Genomic DNA, 23,042 nt, shown 5'->3' with positions numbered 1-23,042 from the left:
CGCGACAAAGCATTCATGCGCGAGCTCGTCAGCTGGATCCGCTTCAACGAGGCGGAGGCGCTCGCGCGCGCTTTGGGTCTATTTCGGAGCACGATCTTTTTGGAAAACTGCTTCACACTTTTCCGGATCATGCTCTAGCGCCGCAAGCCGCCCAGCGCCGGAGACTCGCCGGGCAGTATCGAGGAGTTGATGTCGCTGTCCATGCGGCCCGATTGCTGCTGGGTATAGCCGACCCCGAACGACAGGCTGAGGTTGGAGGTCGGCTTGAATTCGACACCCGCAAACCCGCCATAGCCGGGCGAAGCGCTGGAGGTGAGCGGCGCCAGTGAGCTGCCGATGCCGTTGCCGAACTTCAGTGTCTCGAAACCGGCGAAGAACGTGACGGGCATGCCGCCGGCCGTCTTGATGTTGTAGCCGAACTGCGTGCTGTCATAGGACAGCGCGCTGAAATTGCCGGCCGAACCGGCCTGATTGAAGCCGCTCGAGCCAAAATTGCCGCGCTCGCTGCCGACGAAGAAACCGTTCGCATAGCTGGTACGCCAAGCCGCATCGCCGGCGTTGAAGCTCGGAAAATTGCCATAGTGGAAATCGGAGCTCTGGCCGGCGCCTCCACCGAGGCCGAAGGGCCCGCCGGGTATCCAATATCTCAGCGGCGCGACTTGCGCATGAACCAGCTCTCCGCCGAGACAGAGCACCGCGAGAGCTGCAAGGAGAGATGAACGTGCAAGGTTGAACATTCAGATAACCGTCGAGAATTTCGCAAATTATACTCCTCGACCATCGTCAAAGCCAGCAGAGTGACCGTGCCGGCGTCGCGGCCGCAGGTATTCCGGGGAACCGCATCTGATGCCGCCTGATCCCTTGCTCACCCGCCTGACATTCGCTCTTGCCGACGTACCGGGCGTTCAGGCTGTCGTGCTCGGCGGCTCGCGCGCGCGGGGCAGTGCACACGCGGCGTCGGACTACGATATCGGCCTCTATTTCAAGACGGCGATTCCGCTGGACACCGAACGGGTGCTGGCCGCCGCGAAGGACATTGCTGACGATCCCGCCACTACGACCGTGACGCCGGTCGGAGAATGGGGTCAGTGGATCGTCGGCGGCGCCTGGCTTTCGGTGGAGGGCCGCAAGGTCGACCTGCTCTACCGTGACGCCGACGCGGTCGAGGCCGTCATGGAATCCTGCTGCGCCGGGGTGGTCACCATGGACTACCAGCCCGGCCATCCGCACGGCTTCTGCTCGGCGATCTGGATGGGCGAGATCGCGTATTGTCAGCCTCTGCACGATCCTAACGGCGTGATCGCCCGGCTCAAATCAATCGCGCTGCCCTATCCGCCGGCGCTGCGTGCGGCGTTGATCCGGCGCTTCCAGTGGGAAATCTCGTTCGGTGTCGAGAATGCGGAGCCTGCGGCAGCGCGCGGCGAGCAGACTCATGTCGTGGGATGCCTCTACAGGTCGCTCGCCTGCATCGCACAGATCCTGTTCGCACTAAACGAACGCTATCTCATCAACGAAAAGGGCGCGCTTCAGGAGGCCGCCCGCCTGCCGTTGACGATCCCGCATCTGGCACAGCAGACCAACGAGGTCTGGCGGCTGATCGGCACCGGCGCCTTGGCGCCGGCCTGCGAGATCTTGCGCAGGATCGACCGGCAGTTGAAGCTGCTGACATCTTGAAAGCATGGAGAACCCGGTGACATCCGATAGTCCCGTCACTTACGAGCGCGCAGGCAACATCGCCCGCATCATCCCGGCGATCCACTATGCGCATCTGCCGCGCATCGTCGGACGTCACCGCGCCTTCGAGCTGCTGTTCACCGGCCGCGTCTTCAGCGCCATGGAAGCGCGCGAGCTCGGCGTGGTGAACCGCGTCGTCGGCGATGCGGAGCTCGAGCCCGAGGTGGTGAAGCTCGCCGCACAGTTCGCAGAAAAAATCGGCCGCCGTGCTGCGGATGGGCCGGGCCGCCTTCATGCGCCAGATCGATCTCGATTACCGGCGCAGCATTGCAAGCGCGGTGGATGATTTCTGCAATGTCGCGACGTCGGACGAGGCGCAGGAGGGCCTGAAGGCGTTCGTGGAGAAGCGGCCGCCGAAATGGTGAGGACGGCAGCCTCAGGCGGTCTTGTCGACGGAGGACGACGAATCCGCCGGCGGATATTTCGTCACCGGGACCATGAATGATTTCGAGCCGACCTGATAGATGACCTTGCCGTTCTGTCCGTCGTCGGTCGCGATCTGCGTCTGCCCGAACATGATGACGTTCTTGTAGACGATGCCGGTGCCCTGGCGGGTGACACCGTCGGTGGTGACGCTGACCTGCGCTTCCTTGCCGTTGACCGAGAGCACCTTGAAGCTGGCGCTCTTGCCGTTGTCGGGGGAATAGCCGCCCCAGCTTCCCATGAGGCGGCTGTCAGAAGCCGGCGGGTCCTGCTTCTCGAGATTGGCGGCCTGCTTGCCAGCGCCCCCGAACGAGAACAGCAGCACCATGTTCTTGCCGTCCTTGGTGCCGACCGTGACCCCGCCAAAGGTGATGAGCGTCCCCTTGACCTCGCCAAAGCCGCGTTCGGTGTGGCCGTTATGGGTGTACTCGACCTGCGCCCGGGACCCGCGGATGTTCACGACCTTGAAGCCGACGGGCTGGTTGTTGCCCACCCAATTGCCCTTCCAGTCACCGATCAGCGCGCTCTGGTGATACAGCCGCTCGTTGGCGGGAGAAATCTGGCTGGTGCTCGAGGTGACGATGGCCATTGGATTGCTCGGTGGACGGGTGCGATGACCCCGCTCTCATTCGCGCGTCCGACAGCAAAGTCAAAACAGCGATCGGAAACGAACTGAATCGACCGGATTAGGGCCATGTACCGGTTAACGAGCGGTTAAATTCAACCGCCGGGCGAGATGAGGCGAAACGTCCCAACGGGTTGCGCTAACGTCCCCAGCGATCCGACCAGATCTTCTCGCCAATCAGGCAGTTGACGCGCGGCTCCTTGTCGGCAACGCGCATCACGGGACGCTCCGGCGTGCGGCCGGCGACTTCCATCAGCAGCTTGGTGCGGATCGCTTCCTTGAACTTGTCGCGGTCCTTGATCGGGATGACAAAGGAGCCGGGACCTCCGATGACGCAGTCTTCGTAATAGAAATCGAGATTGTCGATATCCATCGTCGAATAGGACGGTTCCTTGACCATGATCGGCAGGCCGTTGATGATAATGCCCTTCTCGAGCGCGGCATCGCGCGCCACGGTGACCGGACCGCCATTGTTGTTGGGACCGTCGCCGGAAATGTCGATGACACGGCGCAAGCCCCGATAGGGATCTTCGTCGAACAGCGGCATCGCGAAGGCGATTGCGCCGGAGATCGAGGTGCGCGACGCGCGCCGGATCGGCGTCTTCATGATCTCGGCGGCGACCGCGTCCGCCGTCTCAGGTCCGTCGATCAGCCGCCAGGGAATGATGACTTTCTGGTCGCTGGAGGCGGCCCACTCGAAATAGGTCACCGCGATGCGGCCGTTCGGGCCGAGCTTCAGCGCCTGCAGGAACTCCTTCGACTGGATTGCCTGCGCATAGCCCTCGCGCTGGATCGCGAGCTCGTCCATGTCCATGGAGTAGGACACATCGACCGCGAGGATCAGCTCGATATCGACCGTCTGCGCGTCCTTGTCGGCCGCAAGCCGCTGCGGTTGATTCTTGGACGATTCGAATTTGGGTCCTGGTGCCGCGATGCCCGCGACTTCCCCCCCGGCTATGATGCCGGCCACCAGCACAGCCCCGATCGAGAACAGCAAACGCATCGCAGTCTCCCGTCGTATGACGCGATGGTGACATGCAATCGGCTTGCCGCAAAGGCCGAAGATCGCTTCCGCTTCACATTCGAGTTAAGGAATTGGCGCGCGTCACGCAAAGCTGCCGCCATGTTGCCGCGCTTGCGTCACCGGAACACGCGCGATCTCGCGGGCTGTCATTCCTGGACTCGCAAAGCGAGAACCCGCAATGACGGTGCCAGTGGAGACACGCACCCCGCCCACTTGTCCGGCACGATTTCCATGCTAGGGTTGGCTGCACAGATGGGGATGGAGTCCCCCGACAACCGCCCGGCGGTCGATGACCTCGTGGGCTGATGACTCCTGCTTGAGGAGAGGCAATCTTTGGGCCTCTGCCTTTGGCGGGAGCATGGACATACCCGCCGATGGCGGGTTTTTTGTTGCCTGGTGGCGAGGGCCAGGAGAGGGAGAAGGCAAAGACGTGACGATGACGACATCGAAGGCTGCACGCGCCACGCTGCCCAGGGGGATTTGGGTGCTCGGCTTCGTCTCGATGCTGATGGACATCTCCTCCGAGATGATCCACGCGCTGCTGCCGGTCTATCTCGTCACCGTGCTTGGTGCTTCCACGCTCACCGTCGGCTTCATCGAGGGCATCGCGGAGGCGACCGCCTCGATCACGAAAATCTTCTCCGGTGCATTGTCGGACTGGCTCGGACGCCGCAAGCTGCTCGCCGCGCTCGGCTATGGGCTTGCCGCCTTCACCAAGCCGCTGTTCCCACTCGCGCCCAGCGTCGGATGGCTGGTCGCTGCGCGCTTCATCGATCGTGTCGGCAAGGGCATTCGCGGCGCGCCGCGCGATGCGCTGATCGCCGATATCGCCCCCGTCGGCCTGCGCGGCGCGAGCTTTGGCCTGCGGCAATCGCTCGACACCGTCGGCGCGTTCGTCGGACCGCTCGTGGCGATCGGCCTGATGTGGAGGACGGCTGATAATTTTGCCCTCGTGTTCTGGGTGGCGGTGCTGCCGGCATTCCTGTCCTTTGGCTTGATCGCGTTCGCGGTGGACGAGCCGGAGCCGGATCCGAGCCGGAAACCTGCAGAAAACCCGCTCAATCTCGCCGCGATGCAGCAGCTCGGAAGGGTCTATTGGCGTGTCGTGGCGGTCGGAATCGTCTTCACGCTCGCACGCTTCAGCGAGGCCTTCTTGATCCTGCGCGCACAGAACATCGGGCTCAATGCGATGTGGGTCCCGGCGGTCCTGGTGCTGATGAACATCGTCTATGCCCTGTCGGCCTATCCGGCCGGCGTGCTGTCGGACCGGATCAACCGGACCGGCCTGCTCGCGTTCGGCCTCGTTTTCCTCGCCGGCGCCGACCTTGCGCTGGCGCTGCTGCCGAATTTGGCCGGCCTTGCGCTCGGCATCGTGCTGTGGGGCCTGCATATGGGATTGACGCAAGGGCTGCTCTCCGCGCTCGTCGCGGATGCGGCGCCGCCGGATCTGCGCGGCACCGCGTTCGGCTATTTCAACCTGTTCACCGGGCTTGCCTTGCTGGCCGCGAGCGTGATCGCAGGCGCCTTGTGGGACGCCTATGGTCCGGTAGGAACGTTCCTTGCGGGGCTCGGCTTCGCGCTGGTCTCGCTGGTGGGGCTGCTCGCCGTCGGCAAGAATCTGGCGGTGGGGGAGAAGTGATGACGGGGGGCTGTTCATCTTGCTGAGCGGAGCAATTGCGATCGTGATCGGCAGCGCGCTGGGCGGCTGCGCGCGCTATTTCGTCTCCGGTGCGATCGCGCGGCGGCTGGGCGAAACGTTTCCGTGGGGCACCATGACCATCAACGTCACGGGCGCCTTCCTGATCGGTGTTTTTGGCGCACTGGCGGCGCATCCGGGCTCGGTCTTCGCATCACCCACACCATGGCTGTTCGCGGTAACAGGGTTTCTCGGCTGCTACACCACGGTGTCCTCGTTCAGCTTGCAAACGCTGACGCTCGCGCGTGGCGGCGAGCCGCTCTCGGCGCTCGGCAATGTCGCCGCCTCGGTCGGGCTGTGCCTCGCCGCCGTCAGCTGCGGCTTCCTCCTTGCGGATCGTCTGGGAGGCTAGAGGCTGATGAGCCCCCCTTCCCCTTTTGCCGAACGCTGGCGCAGCTTCGTGCTCTATGCCTGGGTTGCTGCCGGCAGCATCGTCGGCGGGGTGACGCGCTATCTTGTGGGGCTCGCGCTCGATACCGGCCCCGGCTTTCCCTTCGCGACGCTCTTCATCAACGCGACGGGATCACTGATCATCGGCTTCTACGCCACGCTGACCGGCCCCGACGGACGCGTGCTGGCGCGGCCTGAGCACCGGCAGTTCGTCATGACCGGCTTTTGCGGCGGCTACACCACGTTTTCGACCTTCAGCCTGGAAACTTTCCGCCTGTTTCACGCCGGCATGAAATGGACAGCGCTCTCTTACATCACGGCGTCCGTCATCTGCTGGCTGGTATCGGTCTGGGCAGGCCATATGATGGCAAGACGCTATAGCCGCTTGGCAAGGAGCTGACCATGCAAATCCCCGATCAGGCTGTTTTATTGCGCATCTTCATCGGCGAGAGCGATCATTTCGACGGCAAGCCGCTGCATGAAGCGATCGTGATGACCGCGCGCGAACGGCACCTCGCCGGCGCCACCGTGCTGCGTGGTCCCATGGGCTTCGGCAAGTCCAGCCGGCTGCACACCTCGAAGATCCTGCGGCTGTCGGAAGACCTGCCGCTGTTGATCGAGATCGTCGACAGCGAGGATAACATCAACGCATTCCTGCCCATCCTGGACGGCATGATGTCGAGCGGGCTGATCACCTTGGAGAAGGTGCAGGTCCTGCAATATGGTGCGAAAGCCGCAGGCTGATCGCCCGGCAGGGAACCCAAGCCGCCGTGTCCAGGAGGCGGAATGAACGACGCCGTCACCAAGCCGAAAACCAGGACGAAGACCAAGGTCGAGCGGCCGCGGCTGCACAAGGTCATCCTGATCAACGACGACTACACCCCGCGCGAATTCGTCACCATGGTGTTGAAGGCCGAATTCCGCATGACCGAGGATCAGGCCTACAAGGTGATGATTACCGCCCACAAGCTTGGCGCCTGCGTCGTCGCCGTGTTCACCAAGGACGTCGCCGAGACCAAGGCCACGCGCGCCACCGACGCCGGCCGCGCCAAGGGCTATCCGCTGCTGTTCACGACGGAGCCGGAAGAGTAGCGCTTCGTCTTGCGACAATGAACGACATTCAGCTCATTGCACGTCAAGCCATCACCACCGGCGTTTCCTCGGCGAGCCCATAAACGCGCTGCGCCTTGGAAAATCCCGCGATCGGAAATTCGCCGAGCTCGCGCCAGTCGTGGCGGCAGACATTGGCAAAACCTTCCGAGGCGACGACAGTCCGCCCCAGGCGACCCGTGATCTTCTCCAGCCGTGCCGCGAGATTGACGGCGGGGCCGATGCAGGTGAAATCGAGGCGATTGCCGCCGCCGATATTGCCATAGAGAATGTTGCCGACATGCAGTGCGACGCCGAAGCGGAAGCGCTCGACGACCTCGCCGACAGGAAAGGCGAGCGCCTCGACGCTGGCGCGGGACTCGCGCGCTGCCTCCAGCACCCGCGCGCAGACATGCGCGGCATCGCCGACATATTCGTCGATCGGAAACACCGCGAGCAGGCCGTCGCCCATGAATTTCAGCACCTCACCGCCATGGCCGCGGATCGCGGTGACCTGGCAATCGAAATATTGGTTGAGGATCTCGACCACGGTCTCGGCCGGCAGCCGGTCCGACAGTGCGGTGAAGCCGCGCAGATCCGAAAGCCAGATCACCGCCTGCATGGTGTCAGTGTGACCGCGGCGGATCTGGCCGCCGAGAATGCGCGCGCCGGCGCGGTTGCCGACATAGGTGTCGAGCAGCATCTCGGCGGTTCGGCGCAGGCTGATGATCTCGCTGACGCGCGCGAGCGGCGCTATGATGCTTCGGATCGCCGCGATGTCATCGTCGCTGAATCCGCCGGGATCCTGCGTGACCCAGCTCGTCGCGTGGATGGAGCCATCGAGAAAAGGCACCGGCACGGCAACATAGTCAGTCGCGCCTTCGGCGCGCATGTCCTCGATGAACGGGAATCGCTTGCTGTCGGGATCGTTCACCCGTCCCCTGACCTCCAGCCCCTGCTGAAACACGATGCGGAGCGGACTGCGGGCGAATTCGGGGGCATCCAGAATGTCGAAATCGACACTGCCGATTTCGACCTCCTCACCCTGCCGCCAGATGAAGTTGCGGCCGAAGATCTCCGGATGCAGCGTGCGGATGAAGATGCCGAACCGCCACAGCGGCAGGCCGGCGGCGACCATACGTTCGCAGAAATCTGCGATCATCGCGGCCGGCTCCACCGACGACCGGGCGCCGTCGATCAGCCACTTGGAGATGCGCTGGAGCTCGGAACTTTCCATGAGCCCATTTGCCGACGGACGACGGGCCGCGTCAAGCCGATCTCGCCGCGCGGCTGTCCGTGCCGATGCGAGTGATGACAAGCCATGCGAACAGCAGCACGCTCAATCCAACGACAATGGATGCGGCGCCGAGTACGGGCTCGGCGGCCTTGATGCCCCAGAGTTTGAGCAGCAGCGCGCCGAGCATCACGGGAACACCGACATTGTGCATCCAGAATTGCGCGCCGGCGGCGCGTCCCGTCGCGACCGAGGGATAGGCCTTGGCTGTCAGCCCGAATAACGCCATCGAGACCCACCCGAGCAGGTTGATATGGGCGTGGAGCGGGAACAGCGAATGGTCGCCGGACGCGCCCATCACGACGCCGAGGATGACCCCGGCGGCGAAATAGATGGCCGCCAGCCGGAGCCAGGCGCGGGCACACGGATTGTCGGTCATGATGTCCTCCTCGATGATCGATCTCCTGCTCATGCGGCCTGCGGTGCGTTGAGCTGGTTGAGGATCGCCGCGAAATCTAGCCAGACGTTTTCGCGCTTGATCTGCCCGTCGGGCGCCATGTCGAACACGTGCAGCAGGCGAAAGCTCAGCTTGCGTCCGTGGCCAGGAATCCCGAACGGCGCGCCGGGCGCCGTTCCTTCCCACAGGCTCTCGTCGACCACGAAATCCGGCCCGTAGTAACGTCGCAGCGTGGTGACCTTTTCGCCGGAAAGGTCGGCGAACAAAGCGTCGTAGAAGCCGCGCGCCGCGGTCTTTCCGTGGACCGGGCCGGTGGGATATCCGACGACGTCATGCTCGACGTCATCGACCATCGTGCTCAACACGCCATCAACGTCGTCTTCGGCCTCAAAATGAAAGTGGCGGTCGATCATGCGATCAAAGGTTTTCTTCAATTCGTCGTTCATCGGTTTCCCTTTGCTGGGACAATTCGCTATAGTGAGACAAAGTCCCTTAATAAGACACGTGTCTCACATATGCCCGACAGGAAGTCAAGCCGGAGCGCGCATCGGACTCAGATCGAGACCGATAGCCGCGCAAACCAGAAGCGCCGCACACGCCAGGCCCTGATCGACGCCGCGATGGCGTTTCGCGACGAAGGACGCAACCCGACATTTGCCGAAGTGGCAGAGCGCGCGCTGGTCTCGCGCGCCACCGCCTATCGTTATTTCTCTTCGCTCGAAGCCCTGATCAGCGAGACGGCAACAGAACGCGGGCTTGTGGCCCTGGAGCGCATCTGGCGGCCCGGCGATGATCCGATTGACGGCATCTCGCGTGCATCACGCGAAATGATGAAGCTGATGTTGAGCGACGAAGTCGGTCTGCATGTGATGGAGCGCTCGTTCATGGCCGTGTGGCTCGACAACGATCCGGGCGCACGGCCGCCACGGCCCGGCCGGCGGATGAAATTCATCCTGCCAATCGTCGAGTCGCTGAAGGGGGAACTGTCATCCGCCGCACGCCGACGCCTCGCCCACGCGCTATCGATGGTGATGGGCAGCGAGGCCGCGCTGGCGATACGCGATATCGGCGGCGCCAGCGTCGAAGAGGCACTCGCTGCCGCCGCCTGGGCGGCACAGGCGCTTGTCAATCAGGCCCGGATCGATGCTGCGGAAGCGCGGCGCAAATAGGAGCGCGTATTTCCAAGGAGCGCTCTAAATCAGCGCCCGACCTGCCCGCGGTCGCGCAGGAAATGATCCGCCAGCACGCAGGCCATCATGGCTTCACCGACGGGGACGGCACGGATGCCGACGCAGGGGTCATGGCGGCCCTTGGTGAAGATTTCGGTATCGGTGCCCTGCCGATCGACGGTGAGACGCGGCTGCAGGATCGACGAGGTCGGCTTCACCGCGAAACGCACCACCACCGGCTGTCCGGTGGAGATACCGCCAAGGACTCCGCCGGCATGGTTGGACAGAAAGCGCGTGCCGTCATTGCCGGTGCGCATCTCGTCGGCGTTCTCCTCGCCGGTGAGCTCGGCGGCGCCGAAGCCGGCGCCGATCTCGACGCCCTTGACGGCGTTGATGGTCATCATCGCAGCCGCGAGATCGGAATCGAGCTTGGCGTAGATCGGCGCGCCAAGACCTGCCGGCACGCCTTCGGCGACGACCTCGATCACGGCACCGATCGAGGAGCCGCTCTTGCGGATGCCGTCGAGATACGTCTCGAAGAACGCGGCCTTGTCCTTGTCGGGACAGAAGAACGGATTCTTGGCGATCTCGTCCCAGTCCCACTTGTCGCGGTCGATCTTGTGCGGGCCGATCTGCACCAGCGCGCCCCGCACCTTCACGGCGGGCAGCACTTTTCGCGCGATCGCGCCGGCGGCAACGCGCATCGCGGTCTCGCGCGCGGAGGAGCGCCCGCCGCCGCGATAGTCGCGCAGGCCGTATTTGGCCTCATAGGTGAAGTCGGCATGACCGGGACGAAACTTGTCCTTGATCTCGGAATAGTCCTTCGAGCGCTGGTCGGTGTTCTCGATCAGGAGCCCGATCGGGGTCCCCGTCGTCACCTGCACGCCGGTCTCCGGATGCGCCATGACGCCGGACAGGATTTTCACCTGGTCCGGCTCCTGGCGCTGGGTGGTGAAGCGCGACTGTCCGGGCCGGCGGCGGTCGAGGTCCTTCTGGATGTCGGCCTCGGTGAGCGGAATCATGGGCGGGCAGCCGTCGACCACGCAGCCGATCGCCATCCCGTGGCTCTCGCCGAAGGTGGTGACGCGGAACATATGGCCGAAGGTGTTGAAGGACATTCGAACTGCCGCCTCGCGTTGACGTTTTACATAAACGTTGCTTGTCAACGTTCGTAGCCCTGAGGGGCATGGCGTTCAACCCCGTTCCCGTCATTCCGGGGCGCCCGAAGGGCGAACCCGGAATGACGAAAACTCAGGCTTAACTAAACTTCTCCAGCCTCCGGTCGCGGAACACGTAGACGGCGCCCTGCTCGATATAGAGCTCGGCGGCGCTGGCGGGGGTCTCGATGCCCAAGGCCACCATCAGGGCGCGGCAGGTACCGCCATGGGCGACCGCGACGGTATCGACCAGAAGCGAGTCGTACCAGTCGAGCATGCGGAGCTGCACGGCCGCATAGGTCTCGCCGCCGCTTGGCGCCACCGTCCACTTGTCAGCAAGGCGCCTTGCATAGACATCGGGATCTGAGGCCTCGCTTTCCGCCAGCGTCAGCCCCTCCCAGACACCATAACCGATCTCGCGCAGGCGGTCGTCGAGGGAATAATCGGCGGCCGGTAGCGCGAGCTTTCCGCGCAAAAGCTCCATGGTCTGACGCGCACGTCCGAGCGGGCTCGACACATAGGGCAGGGCCGCTCTGTCCTTGCCCTCGCGCTTGAACAGATCGGCCAGAACGCCGGCAGCATGCACCGCCTGACTGCGGCCGCGTGCGTTCAGCGGGACGTCCCTGGTGCCCTGGAGCCGGCCGAGCGCGTTCCATTCGGTCTCGCCGTGGCGAAGGAAGTAGATCGTGGGCACCGGCATGTCGGCTGAACGTTAATCCTTGCCACCCAGCGCGATATCGGGTGCGTCCGGGCGCTTCATGCCCAGCACATGATAGCCGGAATCGACATGATGCACCTCGCCGGTGACGCCGCGCGAGAGGTCGGAGAGGAAATACAGCGCGCTGCCGCCGACGTCCTCGGTCGAGACGTTGCGCCGCATCGGCGCGTTATATTCGTTCCACTTCAGGATGTAGCGGAAATCGCCGATGCCGGAGGCGGCGAGCGTCTTGATGGGGCCTGCCGAGATCGCGTTGACGCGGATGTTCTTCTCGCCGAGATCGGCGGCGAGATAACGCACGCTGGCTTCCAGCGCCGCCTTGGCCACGCCCATCACGTTGTAATGCGGCATCCATTTCTCGGCGCCGTAATAGGAGAGCGTGATCAGCGAGCCGCCATCCGTCATCAGCTTCTCGGCGCGCTGCGCCACGGCGGTGAACGAATAGCAGGAGATCAGCATCGACTTCGAAAAGTTCTCCTGAGTGGTGTCGACGTAGCGGCCGTCGAGCTGCTCGCCATAGGCGATCGCATGCACCAGGAAATCGATCTTGCCCCACTTCTCCTTCAGCACCGCGAAGGCGGCATCGATGGTCGCGGCATCCGTGACGTCGCAATGGCCGAGCACGAGACCACCGATCTCGGCGGCAAGCGGCTCGACGCGCTTCTTCAGCGCATCGCCCTGATAGGTGAAGGCGAGTTCGGCACCGGCGGCGTGGCATGCCTTGGCGATGCCCCAGGCGATCGAGCGGTTGTTGGCAACGCCGAGGATCACCCCGCGCTTGCCTTGCATCAGACCTGAATTCTGCGCCATTTTTGAACGTCCCGTCGAGCTCTCGTTGAGGTCTGGAGGTACACCAGCCCTCCCCTGCGGTACAGCCCTAATCCGCGGCGTTAACGCTGTTTCGAGTGCCGGAATAGCCGTTCCGCTCGGGTGTTATGATGGTTGAGGCGCTCGCGCCGAACGCCAGGAACGTCAAGACCTCAATGAATGCGTTTCGCCAGAGTGTGGAAGCCATGATCCCGGCGTTGCGCCGCTATGCCCGTGCGCTGACGCGCGATGCGGATGCGGCCGACGATCTGGTGCAGGACACGTTGGTACGGGCGCTGCGTTCCGAGCGGCTGTTTCTCGGGGGCGACGTCAGGAGCTGGCTCTATACGATCCTGACCAACCTCAACAAGAACCGGCGGCGCTCGCTGGCAAGGCGCCCGCAATTCATGCCGCTGACGGAGAACAATCCGGATGCCAGCGGGACCGAGGCCGAAGGACGCGACATCGAGAAGGCGCTGGCGACGCTCGTCGAGGAACAGCGTTCGGTGCTGCTGCTGGTGATGCTGGAAGGCATGAGCTATCGCGAGGTCGCCGACATCCAGGGCGTGCCGATCGGCACCGTGATGTCGCGCCTGGCGCGCGCCAGGGCCCACGTCAAAGCCTCGCTGGAGGGCGAGCGCCCGGCGCTCAGGCGGGTGAAATGAGGACAGGGTGATGCATCGCGTTTCGCGCGCCCGCAGACTGCAGAGGACGCGAGCGAAGTTGAGCCACGAACGATTTTTTGGGCCGCAGAGCCAGAGACGACCGATATGAACGACCGCAAGATCCCAGTGACCGAGGACGAACTGCACGCCTATGTCGATGGCGAGCTGCCGGCCGAGCGCCGCGCCGACGTCGAGGCCTTTCTTGCCGCCCATCCCGACGAGGCCGAGCGCGTGCAGTCCTGGCGTGCCATGGCTGAGATGCTGCACGCCCGCTACGATTCCGTCGCCCAGGAACCGGTGCCGGCGCGCCTGGAATTGGAGCGGCTGGAGCGCCGCCCGTGGCAATGGCTCTATGGCGCCGCCGCGGCCGTGCTGGTTGCTTTCGTCGCCGGCGGCACGGCCGGTTGGGTCGCGCATGGTGCTGCCAATGCGCCCTCAACCTTCCAGAGCTTTACGGCGGACGCGCTCGACGCCCATCGGCTCTATGTCGTCGAGGTCCGCCACCCCGTCGAGGTCGGCGGCAACGAGCGCGACCACTTGCAGGCCTGGCTGACCCGGCGTTGCGGCTGGACCGTGTTCGCTCCGAATTTGGAGGCGAGCGGGCTGAAGCTGGTTGGCGGCCGGCTCTTGCCGGGACCGAACGGCCCAGCGTCGTTCCTGATGTATGAGGGTGCCTCGGGCGAGCGGTACACGATCTACTCCGCCAAGACCGAGAATGGTGCAACGCAAATGCGCTACGCCAAAACGGACAAGGACGGCGCGCTGTTCTGGGCCGACCGCGGCGTCGGCTACGTCGTCAGCGGCAGCAGTGACCGCGACCGGCTGACCAGGGTGGCACAGGCCGTCTACGACCAGGCGGAGAAAAACGGCACCTGAGCAACCGCATGAGCATGGTGCCCAGATTCCGTCATCGAAAATTTGGAATCAGGACATCGACGCGTCTCATTATCGCACCGGGTGTTCACGCGATTATGAGTGGCGTTCGATCCGCCGATCGACGCAGGCGGCCTCGATTGGGGTTTTTGGTACCGCGCTGGTCCCCCTCTCGAGGCCGCACCTTTGTCGGCTGCCCCGCCGGACAGCCGACACGTCTCAAATGTCAGCGTCGAAGCGCAATGCGCGCTTCAGCCGTATGTTGAGCATCATCCTTTAAGAGAATGCTCCGATCGTCGATGTGGCCTCGGAATGGCGCTTCTTGTTGTTTGCGCATGACCTCTTCGGAAGACCGCTGCGCACTTTCGCGCTAGCGCGGCCCTCCAGGTCCGGATCATGCTTAGGCGAGCCCACTCCGCGGATTGTAGGGATGTTGGTCCCGCCACCTCTCCATCAATGCCTCGAGCTCGGCGTCGTTCCCGTCTGGTAGCATAATCCTGACGGTCACCAAGAGATCCCCGGTTCCACCGGCTTTCGGCAGGCCCTTGCCCTTGAGGCGAAAGGTCCGGCCGCTGGAGGTGTTCTTGGGGACCGAGAGCTCGACGGCATTGCCAAGGGTGGGCACGCGGACCTTGCCGCCGAGCACCGCCTCGTAAAGCGTGACCGGCAGGTCGATCTTGAGGTCGGCACCCTCGACCTTGAAGAACGGGTGCGGCGCGATGTTGATCGTGATCAGGAGATCGCCGGGCGGATGGCCTGGCGCGCTCTCGCCCTGCCCCCGGAGCCGAATCTGCTGGCCTTCGGCGACGCCAGCGGGAATCTTGACGTTGAGCTCCTTGCCCGTCGGCAACCGGATGCGCTTCTCGCCACCCTTGGCCGACTCCTCCAGCGAGACGGACATGGCCACGTTGACATCGAGATCGAGCCCGATGCCGCCGGTGTCGAACTCGAACTGTGCGCCGCCGCCGGCCCCCGGCCGCGCGCCCCGCATCCCGCCGCCGAACATGCTGTTGAGAATATCCTCGAACGCGCCGCCGCCCGGGCCGCCCGCACCGCCGCTCCGGAACGTATAGCTCTCGAACCCGCCGGGGCCCGCGCGGCCGCGTGGGCCGCCGCCACCCGGAAAGCCCTGGAAGCGCGGCTTGCCCTCGGCGTCGATCTCACCGCGATCGAACTGCTTGCGCTTGTCCTCGTCGCCGAGGATCTCGTTGGCCGAGTTGATCTCGGCAAAGCGCTCGGCGGCCTTCGGGTCACCCTTGTTGCTGTCGGGATGGTGCTTCTTGGCCAGCTTGCGATAGGCGCTCTTGATGGCGGCAGCGTTGGCGCTCCGCGGCACCCCCAAGACCTCGTAGGGGTCGCGCATTCGTCACGTCTCCTTCAAGAAATCGAATTGTTAAGGGCTCCCCACCCCACCTGCCGTTCATGTGGGAAGAGAGTGGCATTTTTGCAACTAGGAGCTTGCGCTGAACCTAGTTCCGCCACGGCTTTAGCGTACGAATCTCCCAACGGCCACGGCTGCTTTGGCAACCGGCGCCCTGGAGCCAGCTTTCAGTGCGGCCATTGACGTAGCTTGCCAGGAAATCGCGGCATTTGCGGCCGTCCTCGGCGGCATAGGACTGCGCGATCGGTGTCACCGAGCCGCGGGCCCCGGTCTCCGGATTCTCCCAGTGCTGGCTGGAATCCTTGTCGCCCTTGCTCAGGACGTCGGAGGCTGCGTTGCGGGTGAAGGCGAGATCGGTCTCGGTCGGCGGGGCATCCTTCGCCGGCCGTGCGATCGAGCCGGTGAGATCGCCGTCATCGGCTTTGGCATAGGCGCTGCTGTCGTTGCGGGAAAAGCTGCAGCCGCCGGTGCCAACCCCGATCAGAATCATCGTCATGACGAAGCCGGACGGCCGGATCGCCGATAGGCCAACGCGTCCCCATGCCCTATATAGGGCGGTAGCGGACAACAACGCGTTTTGGGCCGCGGGACGCAACTCGGACTCCAGACATGACCGACACGACCTCGATGAAACACCAGACACCCTTAACATCCGGTGATTTCACCGCTGCCGATGAGCCATTTGCGCTGTTCGAGGCTTGGCTGAACGAGGCGATCAAGAGCGAGCCGAATGATCCGAACGCCATGGCGCTCGCAACCGTCGACCCTGACGGACTGCCTGATGTGCGCATGGTGCTGATGAAGGGCTTCGATGCCGATGGTTTCGTCTTCTACAGCCACATCGCCAGCCAGAAGGGCCGCGAGCTCGCCGCAAATCCTAAGGCAGCATTACTTTTTCACTGGAAGTCGCTGCGCCGTCAGGTCCGCATCCGCGGCAACGTGACGCCGGTGACCGACGCGGAGGCCGACGCCTATTTCGCGACGCGCCCCAAGCAGGCGCAGATCGGCGCCTGGGCGAGCAAGCAGTCGCAAGAGCTGGAGAGCCGCTTCGCCTTCGAACAAGCCATCGCCAAGGTTGCGGCCAAATACGTCATCGGCGAAGTGCCGCGGCCGCCGGGCTGGAGCGGCTGGCGCATCACGCCCTTGCGTATCGAGTTCTGGCACGACCGCCCGTTTCGGCTCCACGACCGCATCGAATTTCGCCGTGACGCCGCCGGTCAGAAATGGTCCAAGACGCGGATGTATCCTTGAGCCTCATCTTGAATCTTGTCTCGAGCTTTGGGCCAACCTGAAAGATGTCCATGCCGCATTCGTCCAATGCACCGCGTCGTACGCTGCTTCTGACCGGAGCCAGCCGCGGCATCGGCCACGCCACGGTGATCCGCTTTTCCTCGGCGGGCTGGCGCGTCATCACCTGCTCGCGGCATCCTTTCCCGGAGGACTGTCCGTGGGACGCCGGCCCTGAGGACCACATCCAGGTCGACCTCGGCGACCCCGGGGACACCTTGCGCGCAATCAGCGAAATCCGCCGCCGGCTCGAAGGTGGCACGCTGCATGCGCTGGTAAATAACGCCGCGATCTCGCCCAAGGGCCCCGGTGGCTCCCGACTCGGCTCGGTCGACACCGATCTCGACACCTGGACGCATGTCTTCCACGTCAACTTCTTCGCGCCGATCATGATGGCGCGCGGGCTGATCGAGGAATTGAAGGCGGCAAAGGGCTCGGTGGTGAACGTCACCTCGATCGCGGGCTCGCGCGTGCACCCCTTCGCCGGCGCCGCCTATGCCACCTCGAAGGCGGCACTCGCCGCGCTGACGCGCGAGATGGCCTCCGACTTCGGCCGCGTCGGCGTGCGTGTCAACGCGATCGCGCCGGGCGAGATCGACACCTCGATCCTGTCGCCGGGCACCGAGAAGATCGTCGAGCAGCAGATCCCGATGCACCGCCTCGGCACGCCCGACGAGGTCGCAAAAATCATCTACGTGCTGTGCACGGATACTTCGTCCTACGTCAACGGCGCCGAGATCCACATCAACGGCGGCCAGCACGTGTGACGGTGAGCGTCGTTCCGGGGCAGTGCGAAGCATCGAACCCGGAATGACGGATGAATTGATCAACTGATTTCGCCGTAGCTTGAATTGGGAAGCAAGGCGATCCAGACAACGCCGCCGCAAGATCTGGATCGCCTGCCCTTATCTTCCGTTCCTCAATCGATTCGAATCCGACGTGACCGATCGCGCAGCCTGGGGGCTGCGGCATTGAATGCAGTCGAGCAGTCGTCGTCGTTCTCACCATCGAGCAGCGGAGCACCACAGTGCCGGCACATGCGTGCCGACATCGACGGCGCCTTGCCGCTCGCCAGGACCTGACGATAGTTCGCCAGATCGATGACGTTGCGGGGCGACGTTATGTGTTTTTCAACCATGGCTGTTCCTCGCGGCTACGCACTGCTTATCGCAGACAAGTTTCGCGCAAACGTTCAGCCCACCGCTCAAATTTTACCGGAGGAATTGCGGCACGACGCACACATCACCGCGTCGCCGCAATCCCGATCTATTCTGCGACACGATTCACCGTGTCTCAGCGAGCGGCGTAAGGTCTCGGTAGGTATCTTTGCTCGAGCCCGGCAACCTACAGCCACTTCTTCCACTTGAAGATCCAGTACGGAACGATGGCGGCGAGCAGCATCATCACCAGCGCCATCGGATAGCCGTGCACCCATTCGAGTTCCGGCATCACCTTGAAATTCATGCCGTAGATCGAGGCGATCAGCGTCGGCGGCATCAGGACAACTGCCATGACCGAAAACAGCTTGATGATGTTGTTCTGCTCGAGATTGACGACGCCGAGCATGGCATCGAGCACGAAGGTGATCTTGTTGGACAGATAGGAGGCGTGGTCGGTCAGCGAGGCGACGTCGCGCTGCATGGTCTTGAGCTGCTCGCGCATGTCCTTCGACCATTTCACGCCCTCGACGACCGCGGACAGGAACGTCACGACGCGGCCGATCGACACCAGACTCTCGCGAACCTTCGAGGTCAAGTCGCCCTTGCGGCCGATCGAGATCAAGATCTGGGAATATCGCTTTGCCTGCCCATGGCGCTCGCTCTCGGGCTCGAAGATGTCGTGCGAGACCTGATCGATCTCGGTGCCGCAACGCTCCAGAATGTCGGCGCAGCGGTCGATCACGGCGTCCAGCAGTTCCATCAGTACCATCTCGCCGGTGATGGAAGGCGTGCAGGAGCGAGCCAGCTTGGCCTCGACCAGGGCGAACGGCTTCGGCAGGTCGTAGCGCACCGTCACCAGGCGGTGGTCGCCGAGGATGAAGGTCACCGCCGTGGTCCGGGGCATGTCGGTATCGGAGTGGCACATCAGGGTCGCTGTCATGTAGCGCGCGCCGTTCTCCATATAGAGGCGGCTGGAGATCTCGATCTCCTGCATGTCTTCCCGGGTCGGGATGGCGATGCCCGCGAGCCGCTCCACCGCCTTGTCCTCGGCCGCGCTCGGATTGACGAGGTCGATCCAGACGGCGTTCTCCGGCACCGCCGCAAGATCCTCGATGACAGCCTTCTTGAGGGCGGACTCGGAGGGAACAAACACCGCAAACATCAAAAGCTCCAGAGAACCTGCGACAGAATGACAGCCCTTAGCGCGATTCTGACAGGTTCACGATGACAACAACATTAACGGAGCGTTTGCATTTGTGGCGACCCCGGGGCTCAACTGTGGCACGGAATCGACAGCCTGGCGCGTCTGGCCAAAAAACCTTCACAACACCCCCAAATTTGCGGCAGAAAAGCCACAGCTGGGGTCTTGCAGCGCGGGAAAAAGGCTTCAGCGCTGGAATTGTGGCAGATTTCGACGATAATGAGATTAACGGAGTCGAGGAACTTGGGCGCTAAGCTCAGGCCTTCTGCACGGTATTGTTTTGATTGGAACCAAACCATGTCGTCGCTGAAAGTTAAGTTGGGGATTTTGGCCGCTGGCCTGATGCTGTCGGGCTGCATGCAGGCCACGCACTATGAAGCGACCGACACCAAGGCCTTCAAGCCAAAGGACAAGGAACTCCTGGCCAAGGTCCGGTACGAAAACACCCCCGTCGCAGAGCCGTTCCGCCGCGCCATCGTCGAATACCACCGCAAGGAAGCCCCGGGCTCGATCGTGGTCGATTCCGACAATCACTACCTCTATTACGTGCTGGAGGGCGGCAAAGCGATCCGTTACGGCATCACGGTCGGCGAAGAGGCCATGGCTTGGTCAGGCATCGCCAAGGTTGGCAGCATGACCGAATGGCCGGCCTGGCATCCGACGCCCGGTGAGATTGCACGCTTGGGCGTGCCGACCTATGTCGCCCCGGGTCCGGACAATCCGATGGGGTCCCGCGCGATGTATCTCTATTCGGGCGGCAAGGACACGCTGTTCCGCATCCACGGCACCAACCAGCCGGAATACATCGGCGCCTCGATCTCGTCAGGCTGCATCCGCCTGACCAATGAGGACGCAATCGACCTCTATAACCGGGTCAAGGTCGGCACCATCGTCGTGGTGCTCGAGCCCAAGCATGGCGACTCGCCGTACAACTCGCGGCTGGCGCTCGGCACCAGCCAAACCGGCCAAGCGGGCAGCTACTGATCGCCTCCGAGCCCTAAAGCATGATCCGGAAAAGTGCGAAGCGGTTTTCCGGAAAGATCATGCGTAAACAACAAGCTAAAGCGCGATGACGATTCATCCAAATCTCATCGCGCTTTAGACATCCAGAAGCGCCAGTTTCACCGGCGCTTTTTTGTTGCCGGCTTGTTTGCTGCCGGCTTGTTTGTTGCCGATTTGGACGATTGAGCCTTCTGCTTGGGCGCCGGCTTGTCCTCAGGCGGAGAGGATCTCTCCGCCGCCTCATCATCAGCACCTTCATTTGCCTCGGGCTTCGCCGCCACCTCGCGAGGCGGCGCCTCCTCAGGGCGCTCCGCCGGCAAGAGCGGAGCAACCTGCGGCAGCGGGGCCCACACGTTCCACTGACAGATCCGGTAGTCGTTGCGGCGCTGCGCCAGGTCGAGATGGATGTGGTCCTCGTGGTACCAGTCCGAGCCCGGGCCGAGTACGGTGGAGAAGCGCGCGCACACCGAGTGCAGCACGCGCTCACGCACCTCGCGCGATATGGCGCGGTCGGTGAGGCCGATCGACTGCCCATTGGCGAGCTTGATGGCGCGGATGTCGATGGCATTGGCCTTGCCGTGCTCGGACAGCATCGCGCCAGCGACGCGGTTGCGGCCGCGGCATTCGAAGGAATCGAAATTGTCGAGGTCGCTGATGGGCGAGCCGAGGCTCGCGGCCAGCGGCACCATGTCCTTGCGCACCCAGTCGGCGATTGCGGATGCCATGGTGCAGCGCAGGATCGCCGCCGGCTTGACCATCACCTTGCGCTTGTCCGGCAGCACGATGGCTTCCAGCCGCACCAGATCCTCGCCGCCGCAGCCGCCGGGGCCGCGGATATCCGGAATTGAGGGCGCGATCGCAATCTCCTCGGTCAGCGCGAGGCGGCAGGCTGAGGCTTGTTTCTTGGGTGGCGAGGCTGCCTCGGCAGGCTTATCGGCGCTCGGCTGGTCGGACGGCTTTCCCTCCGCTTCCGGTGGGGCCTCGTCCGGTGCCCCTTCCAGTGCCCCTTCCAGCGCCTTGGGAGCCTCCGCGGGGCGCGGTTTTGGCAGCGGAATCCTGGCGGCATGAACGGCCGCGCGCGGCCGTGGTGTGCCAAGGCCGAAGACATCGAGTGGCACAGGATATTTCCGCGCTTCTGCCCTCTCGGCAGGCACGAGCAACAGCCCGAGCGCAGCGGTAACCATTGCCGCGCCAGCGGACATATAGCCGCGACAAGACCATTTGCGGCGAAAGTCCGGCAGGCTAAAAGTCATGACAATTCTTTGGCCCAACGCTGAGAGCGACAAAGCGCCCAGCGACTTCTCGGAGGAACGTCGGAATGCTTGGTTTGATGCAAGATTGGCCCCTGCTCTGCCACCGGATCATCGAACACGCCGCCAGGATTCATGGCAAGCAGGAGGTGGTCACACGCTCGGTCGAGGGACCGATCCATCGCACCAACTACGCCGAGATCCACAAGCGCGCGCTCAAGGTTTCCCAGATGCTGGAGCGCGACGGCATCAAGCTCGGCGACCGCGTCGCAACGATCGCCTGGAACACCTGGCGCCATCTCGAGGCGTGGTACGGCATCATGGGGATCGGCGCCATCTGCCATACCGTCAATCCCCGGCTTTTCCCCGAGCAGATCGCCTGGATCATCAACCATGCACAGGACCGCATCGTGATGACCGACATCACTTTCGTTCCGATCCTGGAGAAGATCGCCGACAAGCTGGCAAGCGTGGAGCGCTACATCGTGCTCACCGATAAGGCGCATATGCCCGAGACCACGCTGAAGAATGCGGTCGCCTACGAGGACTGGATTGCGCAGGCCGACGGCAAATTCAAATGGAAGGACTTTGACGAGAACACGGCGGCCGCGATGTGCTACACGTCGGGCACCACGGGCGACCCGAAGGGCGTGCTGTACTCGCATCGCTCCAACGTGCTGCACGCGCTGATGGCCAACAATGTCGACGCGCTCGGCACCAGCGCCGCCGAGACGATGCTGCCGGTGGTTCCGCTGTTCCACGCCAACAGCTGGGGCATTGCCTTCTCCGCGCCCTCGCAGGGCACCAAGCTGGTGATGCCCGGCGCCAAGCTCGACGGCGCCTCGGTCTATGAGCTGCTCTCGACCGAGAAGGTGACGCACACCGCCGGCGTGCCCACGGTTTGGCTGATGCTGCTGCAGCACATGGCCGCCAACAATCTCAAGCTGCCGGATCTGAAGATGGTGATCTGCGGCGGCTCAGCGATGCCGCGCTCGATGATCAAGGCCTTCCTCGACATGGGCTCGAACGTGCGTCACGCCTGGGGCATGACCGAAATGAGCCCGATCGGCAGCGTCGCGGCGCTGAAGCCGCCGTTCCAGAATGCAACGGGCGATGCCAAACTCGACGTGCTCCAGATGCAGGGCTATGCGCCCTTCGGCGTGCAGATGAAGATCACCGACGACGCCGGCAAGGAACTGCCCTGGGACGGCAAGACCTTCGGCCGCCTCAAGGTCTCCGGGCCCGCCGTCGCCAAGGCCTATTACCACGTCGACACCAACATCCTCGACGAGGAAGGCTTCTTCGACACCGGCGATGTCTCGACCATCGACGAGGACGGCTACATGCGGATCACCGACCGCTCCAAGGACGTGATCAAGTCCGGCGGCGAGTGGATATCCTCGATCGACCTCGAAAACCTCGCGGTCGGTCATCCGGCCGTCGCGGAAGCCGCCGTGATCGGCGTGTTCCACCCCAAATGGGATGAGAGGCCGCTGCTGATCGTACAACTCAAGCAGGGCCAGCAGGCCAGCCGCGAGGACATCCTCAAATACATGGATGGCAAGATCGCCAAATGGTGGATGCCCGACGATGTCGTCTTCGTCGACGGCATCCCGCATACCGCGACGGGCAAGATCCTGAAGACGGCACTGCGCGACCAATTCAAGGATTATCGCTTCCCGAACGCGGCGGCGTAGCGC

Annotated in this window: 29 protein-coding genes and 1 riboswitch; of the genes, 15 read left to right on the top strand and 14 right to left on the bottom strand. The window is 63.6% G+C overall.

Annotated elements, in window-relative coordinates:
• The first annotated feature begins 15 nt into the window (after positions 1-15).
• Positions 16-138, top strand: coding sequence for a hypothetical protein (locus P6U28_RS04535; protein ID WP_283810472.1), 123 nt, complete (start codon positions 16-18; stop codon positions 136-138).
• Here the strand turns inward: P6U28_RS04535 and P6U28_RS04530 are convergent.
• Positions 135-737, bottom strand: a complete 603-nt coding sequence (locus P6U28_RS04530; RefSeq protein ID WP_407121832.1) for a hypothetical protein — start codon at positions 735-737, stop codon at positions 135-137. The two genes, P6U28_RS04535 and P6U28_RS04530, sit on opposite strands and share 4 nt — an antisense overlap.
• A 109-nt stretch (positions 738-846) precedes the next feature.
• Between P6U28_RS04530 and P6U28_RS04525 the strand changes: the two genes are divergently transcribed.
• Entirely contained in the window at positions 847-1,674 is an 828-nt protein-coding gene (locus P6U28_RS04525; protein ID WP_129143879.1) for a nucleotidyltransferase domain-containing protein, read from the top strand.
• A gap of 16 nt (positions 1,675-1,690) precedes the next feature.
• Entirely contained in the window at positions 1,691-2,020 is a 330-nt protein-coding gene (locus tag P6U28_RS04520; protein WP_245509531.1) for an enoyl-CoA hydratase/isomerase family protein, read from the top strand.
• Positions 2,021-2,110: 90 nt separating this feature from the next.
• Here the strand turns inward: P6U28_RS04520 and P6U28_RS04515 are convergent, their stop codons facing one another.
• Together P6U28_RS04515 and P6U28_RS04510 are read right to left on the bottom strand one after the other, a co-directional pair.
• Complete coding sequence (locus P6U28_RS04515; RefSeq protein WP_129143880.1) at positions 2,111-2,746, bottom strand: hypothetical protein; 636 nt, start codon at positions 2,744-2,746, stop codon at positions 2,111-2,113.
• A 175-nt stretch (positions 2,747-2,921) separates the two neighbouring features.
• Positions 2,922-3,785: a DUF1194 domain-containing protein gene (locus P6U28_RS04510; protein WP_122404682.1), complete on the bottom strand. Its 864-nt coding sequence runs from the start codon at positions 3,783-3,785 to the stop codon at positions 2,922-2,924.
• Between the two features lie 266 nt (positions 3,786-4,051).
• Positions 4,052-4,128: riboswitch (Fluoride riboswitch) on the top strand.
• A gap of 114 nt (positions 4,129-4,242) precedes the next feature.
• Here P6U28_RS04510 and P6U28_RS04505 point away from each other — a divergent pair.
• Genes P6U28_RS04505 through clpS form a run of 5 tightly spaced genes read left to right on the top strand, consistent with a single transcriptional unit; the run spans position 4,243 to position 6,984 of the window.
• Complete coding sequence (locus P6U28_RS04505) at positions 4,243-5,445, top strand: MFS transporter (RefSeq protein ID WP_164936950.1); 1,203 nt, start codon at positions 4,243-4,245, stop codon at positions 5,443-5,445.
• A gap of 10 nt (positions 5,446-5,455) precedes the next feature.
• Positions 5,456-5,854, top strand: a complete 399-nt coding sequence (gene crcB / locus P6U28_RS04500) for a fluoride efflux transporter CrcB (RefSeq protein WP_122404685.1) — start codon at positions 5,456-5,458, stop codon at positions 5,852-5,854.
• Between the two features lie 6 nt (positions 5,855-5,860).
• Entirely contained in the window at positions 5,861-6,292 is a 432-nt protein-coding gene (gene crcB, locus P6U28_RS04495; RefSeq protein WP_129143882.1) for a fluoride efflux transporter CrcB, read from the top strand.
• A gap of 2 nt (positions 6,293-6,294) precedes the next feature.
• The gene (locus P6U28_RS04490) at positions 6,295-6,636 is read left to right on the top strand and encodes a DUF190 domain-containing protein (RefSeq protein ID WP_129143883.1); all 342 of its coding nucleotides are present in this window, start codon (positions 6,295-6,297) and stop codon (positions 6,634-6,636) included.
• Between the two features lie 42 nt (positions 6,637-6,678).
• Positions 6,679-6,984 carry an ATP-dependent Clp protease adapter ClpS gene (clpS, locus tag P6U28_RS04485; RefSeq protein WP_122404688.1) on the top strand — a complete coding sequence of 102 codons (306 nt, stop codon included), beginning with the start codon at positions 6,679-6,681 and terminating at the stop codon, positions 6,982-6,984.
• A 43-nt stretch (positions 6,985-7,027) separates the two neighbouring features.
• Here the strand turns inward: clpS and P6U28_RS04480 are convergent, their stop codons facing one another.
• From P6U28_RS04480 to P6U28_RS04470, 3 genes are read right to left on the bottom strand one after another with little or no spacing between them, the layout of a single operon-like run.
• On the bottom strand, positions 7,028-8,218 hold the full coding sequence (locus tag P6U28_RS04480; protein ID WP_129143884.1) for an adenylate/guanylate cyclase domain-containing protein: 1,191 nt from the start codon (positions 8,216-8,218) through the stop codon (positions 7,028-7,030).
• Between the two features lie 31 nt (positions 8,219-8,249).
• On the bottom strand, positions 8,250-8,654 hold the full coding sequence (locus P6U28_RS04475; RefSeq protein ID WP_122406807.1) for a hypothetical protein: 405 nt from the start codon (positions 8,652-8,654) through the stop codon (positions 8,250-8,252).
• A gap of 29 nt (positions 8,655-8,683) precedes the next feature.
• Positions 8,684-9,025 (bottom strand): ester cyclase, encoded by a 342-nt coding sequence (locus P6U28_RS04470; protein WP_244608033.1) that lies wholly within the window; start codon positions 9,023-9,025, stop codon positions 8,684-8,686.
• Here P6U28_RS04470 and P6U28_RS04465 point away from each other — a divergent pair.
• The gene (locus P6U28_RS04465; protein WP_244607732.1) at positions 9,005-9,841 is read left to right on the top strand and encodes a TetR/AcrR family transcriptional regulator; all 837 of its coding nucleotides are present in this window, start codon (positions 9,005-9,007) and stop codon (positions 9,839-9,841) included. The two genes, P6U28_RS04470 and P6U28_RS04465, sit on opposite strands and share 21 nt — an antisense overlap.
• Positions 9,842-9,870: 29 nt before the next feature.
• Here the strand turns inward: P6U28_RS04465 and aroC are convergent, their stop codons facing one another.
• From aroC to fabI, 3 genes are all read right to left on the bottom strand, one after another.
• Positions 9,871-10,959 carry a chorismate synthase gene (aroC, locus tag P6U28_RS04460; protein WP_129143885.1) on the bottom strand — a complete coding sequence of 363 codons (1,089 nt, stop codon included), beginning with the start codon at positions 10,957-10,959 and terminating at the stop codon, positions 9,871-9,873.
• Between the two features lie 139 nt (positions 10,960-11,098).
• A complete protein-coding gene (locus P6U28_RS04455; protein WP_129143886.1) occupies positions 11,099-11,698 on the bottom strand; it encodes a histidine phosphatase family protein in 600 nt (199 codons plus the stop codon).
• Positions 11,699-11,710: 12 nt separating this feature from the next.
• Positions 11,711-12,526 (bottom strand): enoyl-ACP reductase FabI, encoded by an 816-nt coding sequence (gene fabI / locus P6U28_RS04450; protein WP_027554293.1) that lies wholly within the window; start codon positions 12,524-12,526, stop codon positions 11,711-11,713.
• 173 nt (positions 12,527-12,699) lie between these two features.
• Between fabI and P6U28_RS04445 the strand changes: the two genes are divergently transcribed.
• Together P6U28_RS04445 and P6U28_RS04440 are read left to right on the top strand one after the other, a co-directional pair.
• Complete coding sequence (locus P6U28_RS04445; RefSeq protein WP_027570971.1) at positions 12,700-13,188, top strand: sigma-70 family RNA polymerase sigma factor; 489 nt, start codon at positions 12,700-12,702, stop codon at positions 13,186-13,188.
• Between the two features lie 105 nt (positions 13,189-13,293).
• A complete protein-coding gene (locus P6U28_RS04440) occupies positions 13,294-14,064 on the top strand; it encodes an anti-sigma factor (RefSeq protein ID WP_129143887.1) in 771 nt (256 codons plus the stop codon).
• Between the two features lie 397 nt (positions 14,065-14,461).
• On the opposite strand, the gene P6U28_RS04435 is transcribed toward P6U28_RS04440, so the two are convergent.
• Positions 14,462-15,424: a DnaJ C-terminal domain-containing protein gene (locus P6U28_RS04435; protein ID WP_407121831.1), complete on the bottom strand. Its 963-nt coding sequence runs from the start codon at positions 15,422-15,424 to the stop codon at positions 14,462-14,464.
• Between the two features lie 106 nt (positions 15,425-15,530).
• The gene (locus P6U28_RS04430) at positions 15,531-15,938 is read right to left on the bottom strand and encodes an RT0821/Lpp0805 family surface protein (protein ID WP_162500392.1); all 408 of its coding nucleotides are present in this window, start codon (positions 15,936-15,938) and stop codon (positions 15,531-15,533) included.
• 113 nt (positions 15,939-16,051) lie between these two features.
• Between P6U28_RS04430 and pdxH the strand changes: the two genes are divergently transcribed.
• Complete coding sequence (gene pdxH / locus P6U28_RS04425; RefSeq protein ID WP_122404696.1) at positions 16,052-16,693, top strand: pyridoxamine 5'-phosphate oxidase; 642 nt, start codon at positions 16,052-16,054, stop codon at positions 16,691-16,693.
• Between the two features lie 50 nt (positions 16,694-16,743).
• On the top strand, positions 16,744-17,496 hold the full coding sequence (locus tag P6U28_RS04420; RefSeq protein ID WP_122404697.1) for an SDR family NAD(P)-dependent oxidoreductase: 753 nt from the start codon (positions 16,744-16,746) through the stop codon (positions 17,494-17,496).
• 152 nt (positions 17,497-17,648) lie between these two features.
• Here the strand turns inward: P6U28_RS04420 and P6U28_RS04415 are convergent, their stop codons facing one another.
• The gene (locus tag P6U28_RS04415; protein WP_122404698.1) at positions 17,649-17,867 is read right to left on the bottom strand and encodes a hypothetical protein; all 219 of its coding nucleotides are present in this window, start codon (positions 17,865-17,867) and stop codon (positions 17,649-17,651) included.
• Between the two features lie 206 nt (positions 17,868-18,073).
• Entirely contained in the window at positions 18,074-19,051 is a 978-nt protein-coding gene (locus P6U28_RS04410) for a magnesium transporter CorA family protein (RefSeq protein WP_122404699.1), read from the bottom strand.
• Between the two features lie 336 nt (positions 19,052-19,387).
• Here P6U28_RS04410 and P6U28_RS04405 point away from each other — a divergent pair, with 336 nt between their 5' ends.
• Positions 19,388-20,074 carry a L,D-transpeptidase gene (locus P6U28_RS04405; protein WP_122404700.1) on the top strand — a complete coding sequence of 229 codons (687 nt, stop codon included), beginning with the start codon at positions 19,388-19,390 and terminating at the stop codon, positions 20,072-20,074.
• A 137-nt stretch (positions 20,075-20,211) separates the two neighbouring features.
• Here P6U28_RS04405 and P6U28_RS04400 read toward each other — a convergent pair whose 3' ends face one another.
• Positions 20,212-21,345 carry an extensin family protein gene (locus tag P6U28_RS04400; protein WP_407121830.1) on the bottom strand — a complete coding sequence of 378 codons (1,134 nt, stop codon included), beginning with the start codon at positions 21,343-21,345 and terminating at the stop codon, positions 20,212-20,214.
• A 65-nt stretch (positions 21,346-21,410) separates the two neighbouring features.
• Here P6U28_RS04400 and P6U28_RS04395 point away from each other — a divergent pair, with 65 nt between their 5' ends.
• Positions 21,411-23,039, top strand: a complete 1,629-nt coding sequence (locus P6U28_RS04395; RefSeq protein WP_122404702.1) for a fatty-acid--CoA ligase — start codon at positions 21,411-21,413, stop codon at positions 23,037-23,039.
• Positions 23,040-23,042 lie beyond the last annotated feature (3 nt).

Origin of the sequence: Bradyrhizobium sp. STM 3561 (assembly GCF_045571455.1) — a bacterium.
GTDB lineage: Bacteria > Pseudomonadota > Alphaproteobacteria > Rhizobiales > Xanthobacteraceae > Bradyrhizobium > Bradyrhizobium vignae.
The sequence above is the reverse complement of the archived record's forward strand: the minus strand, read 5'-3'. Positions and strand labels throughout refer to the sequence as shown.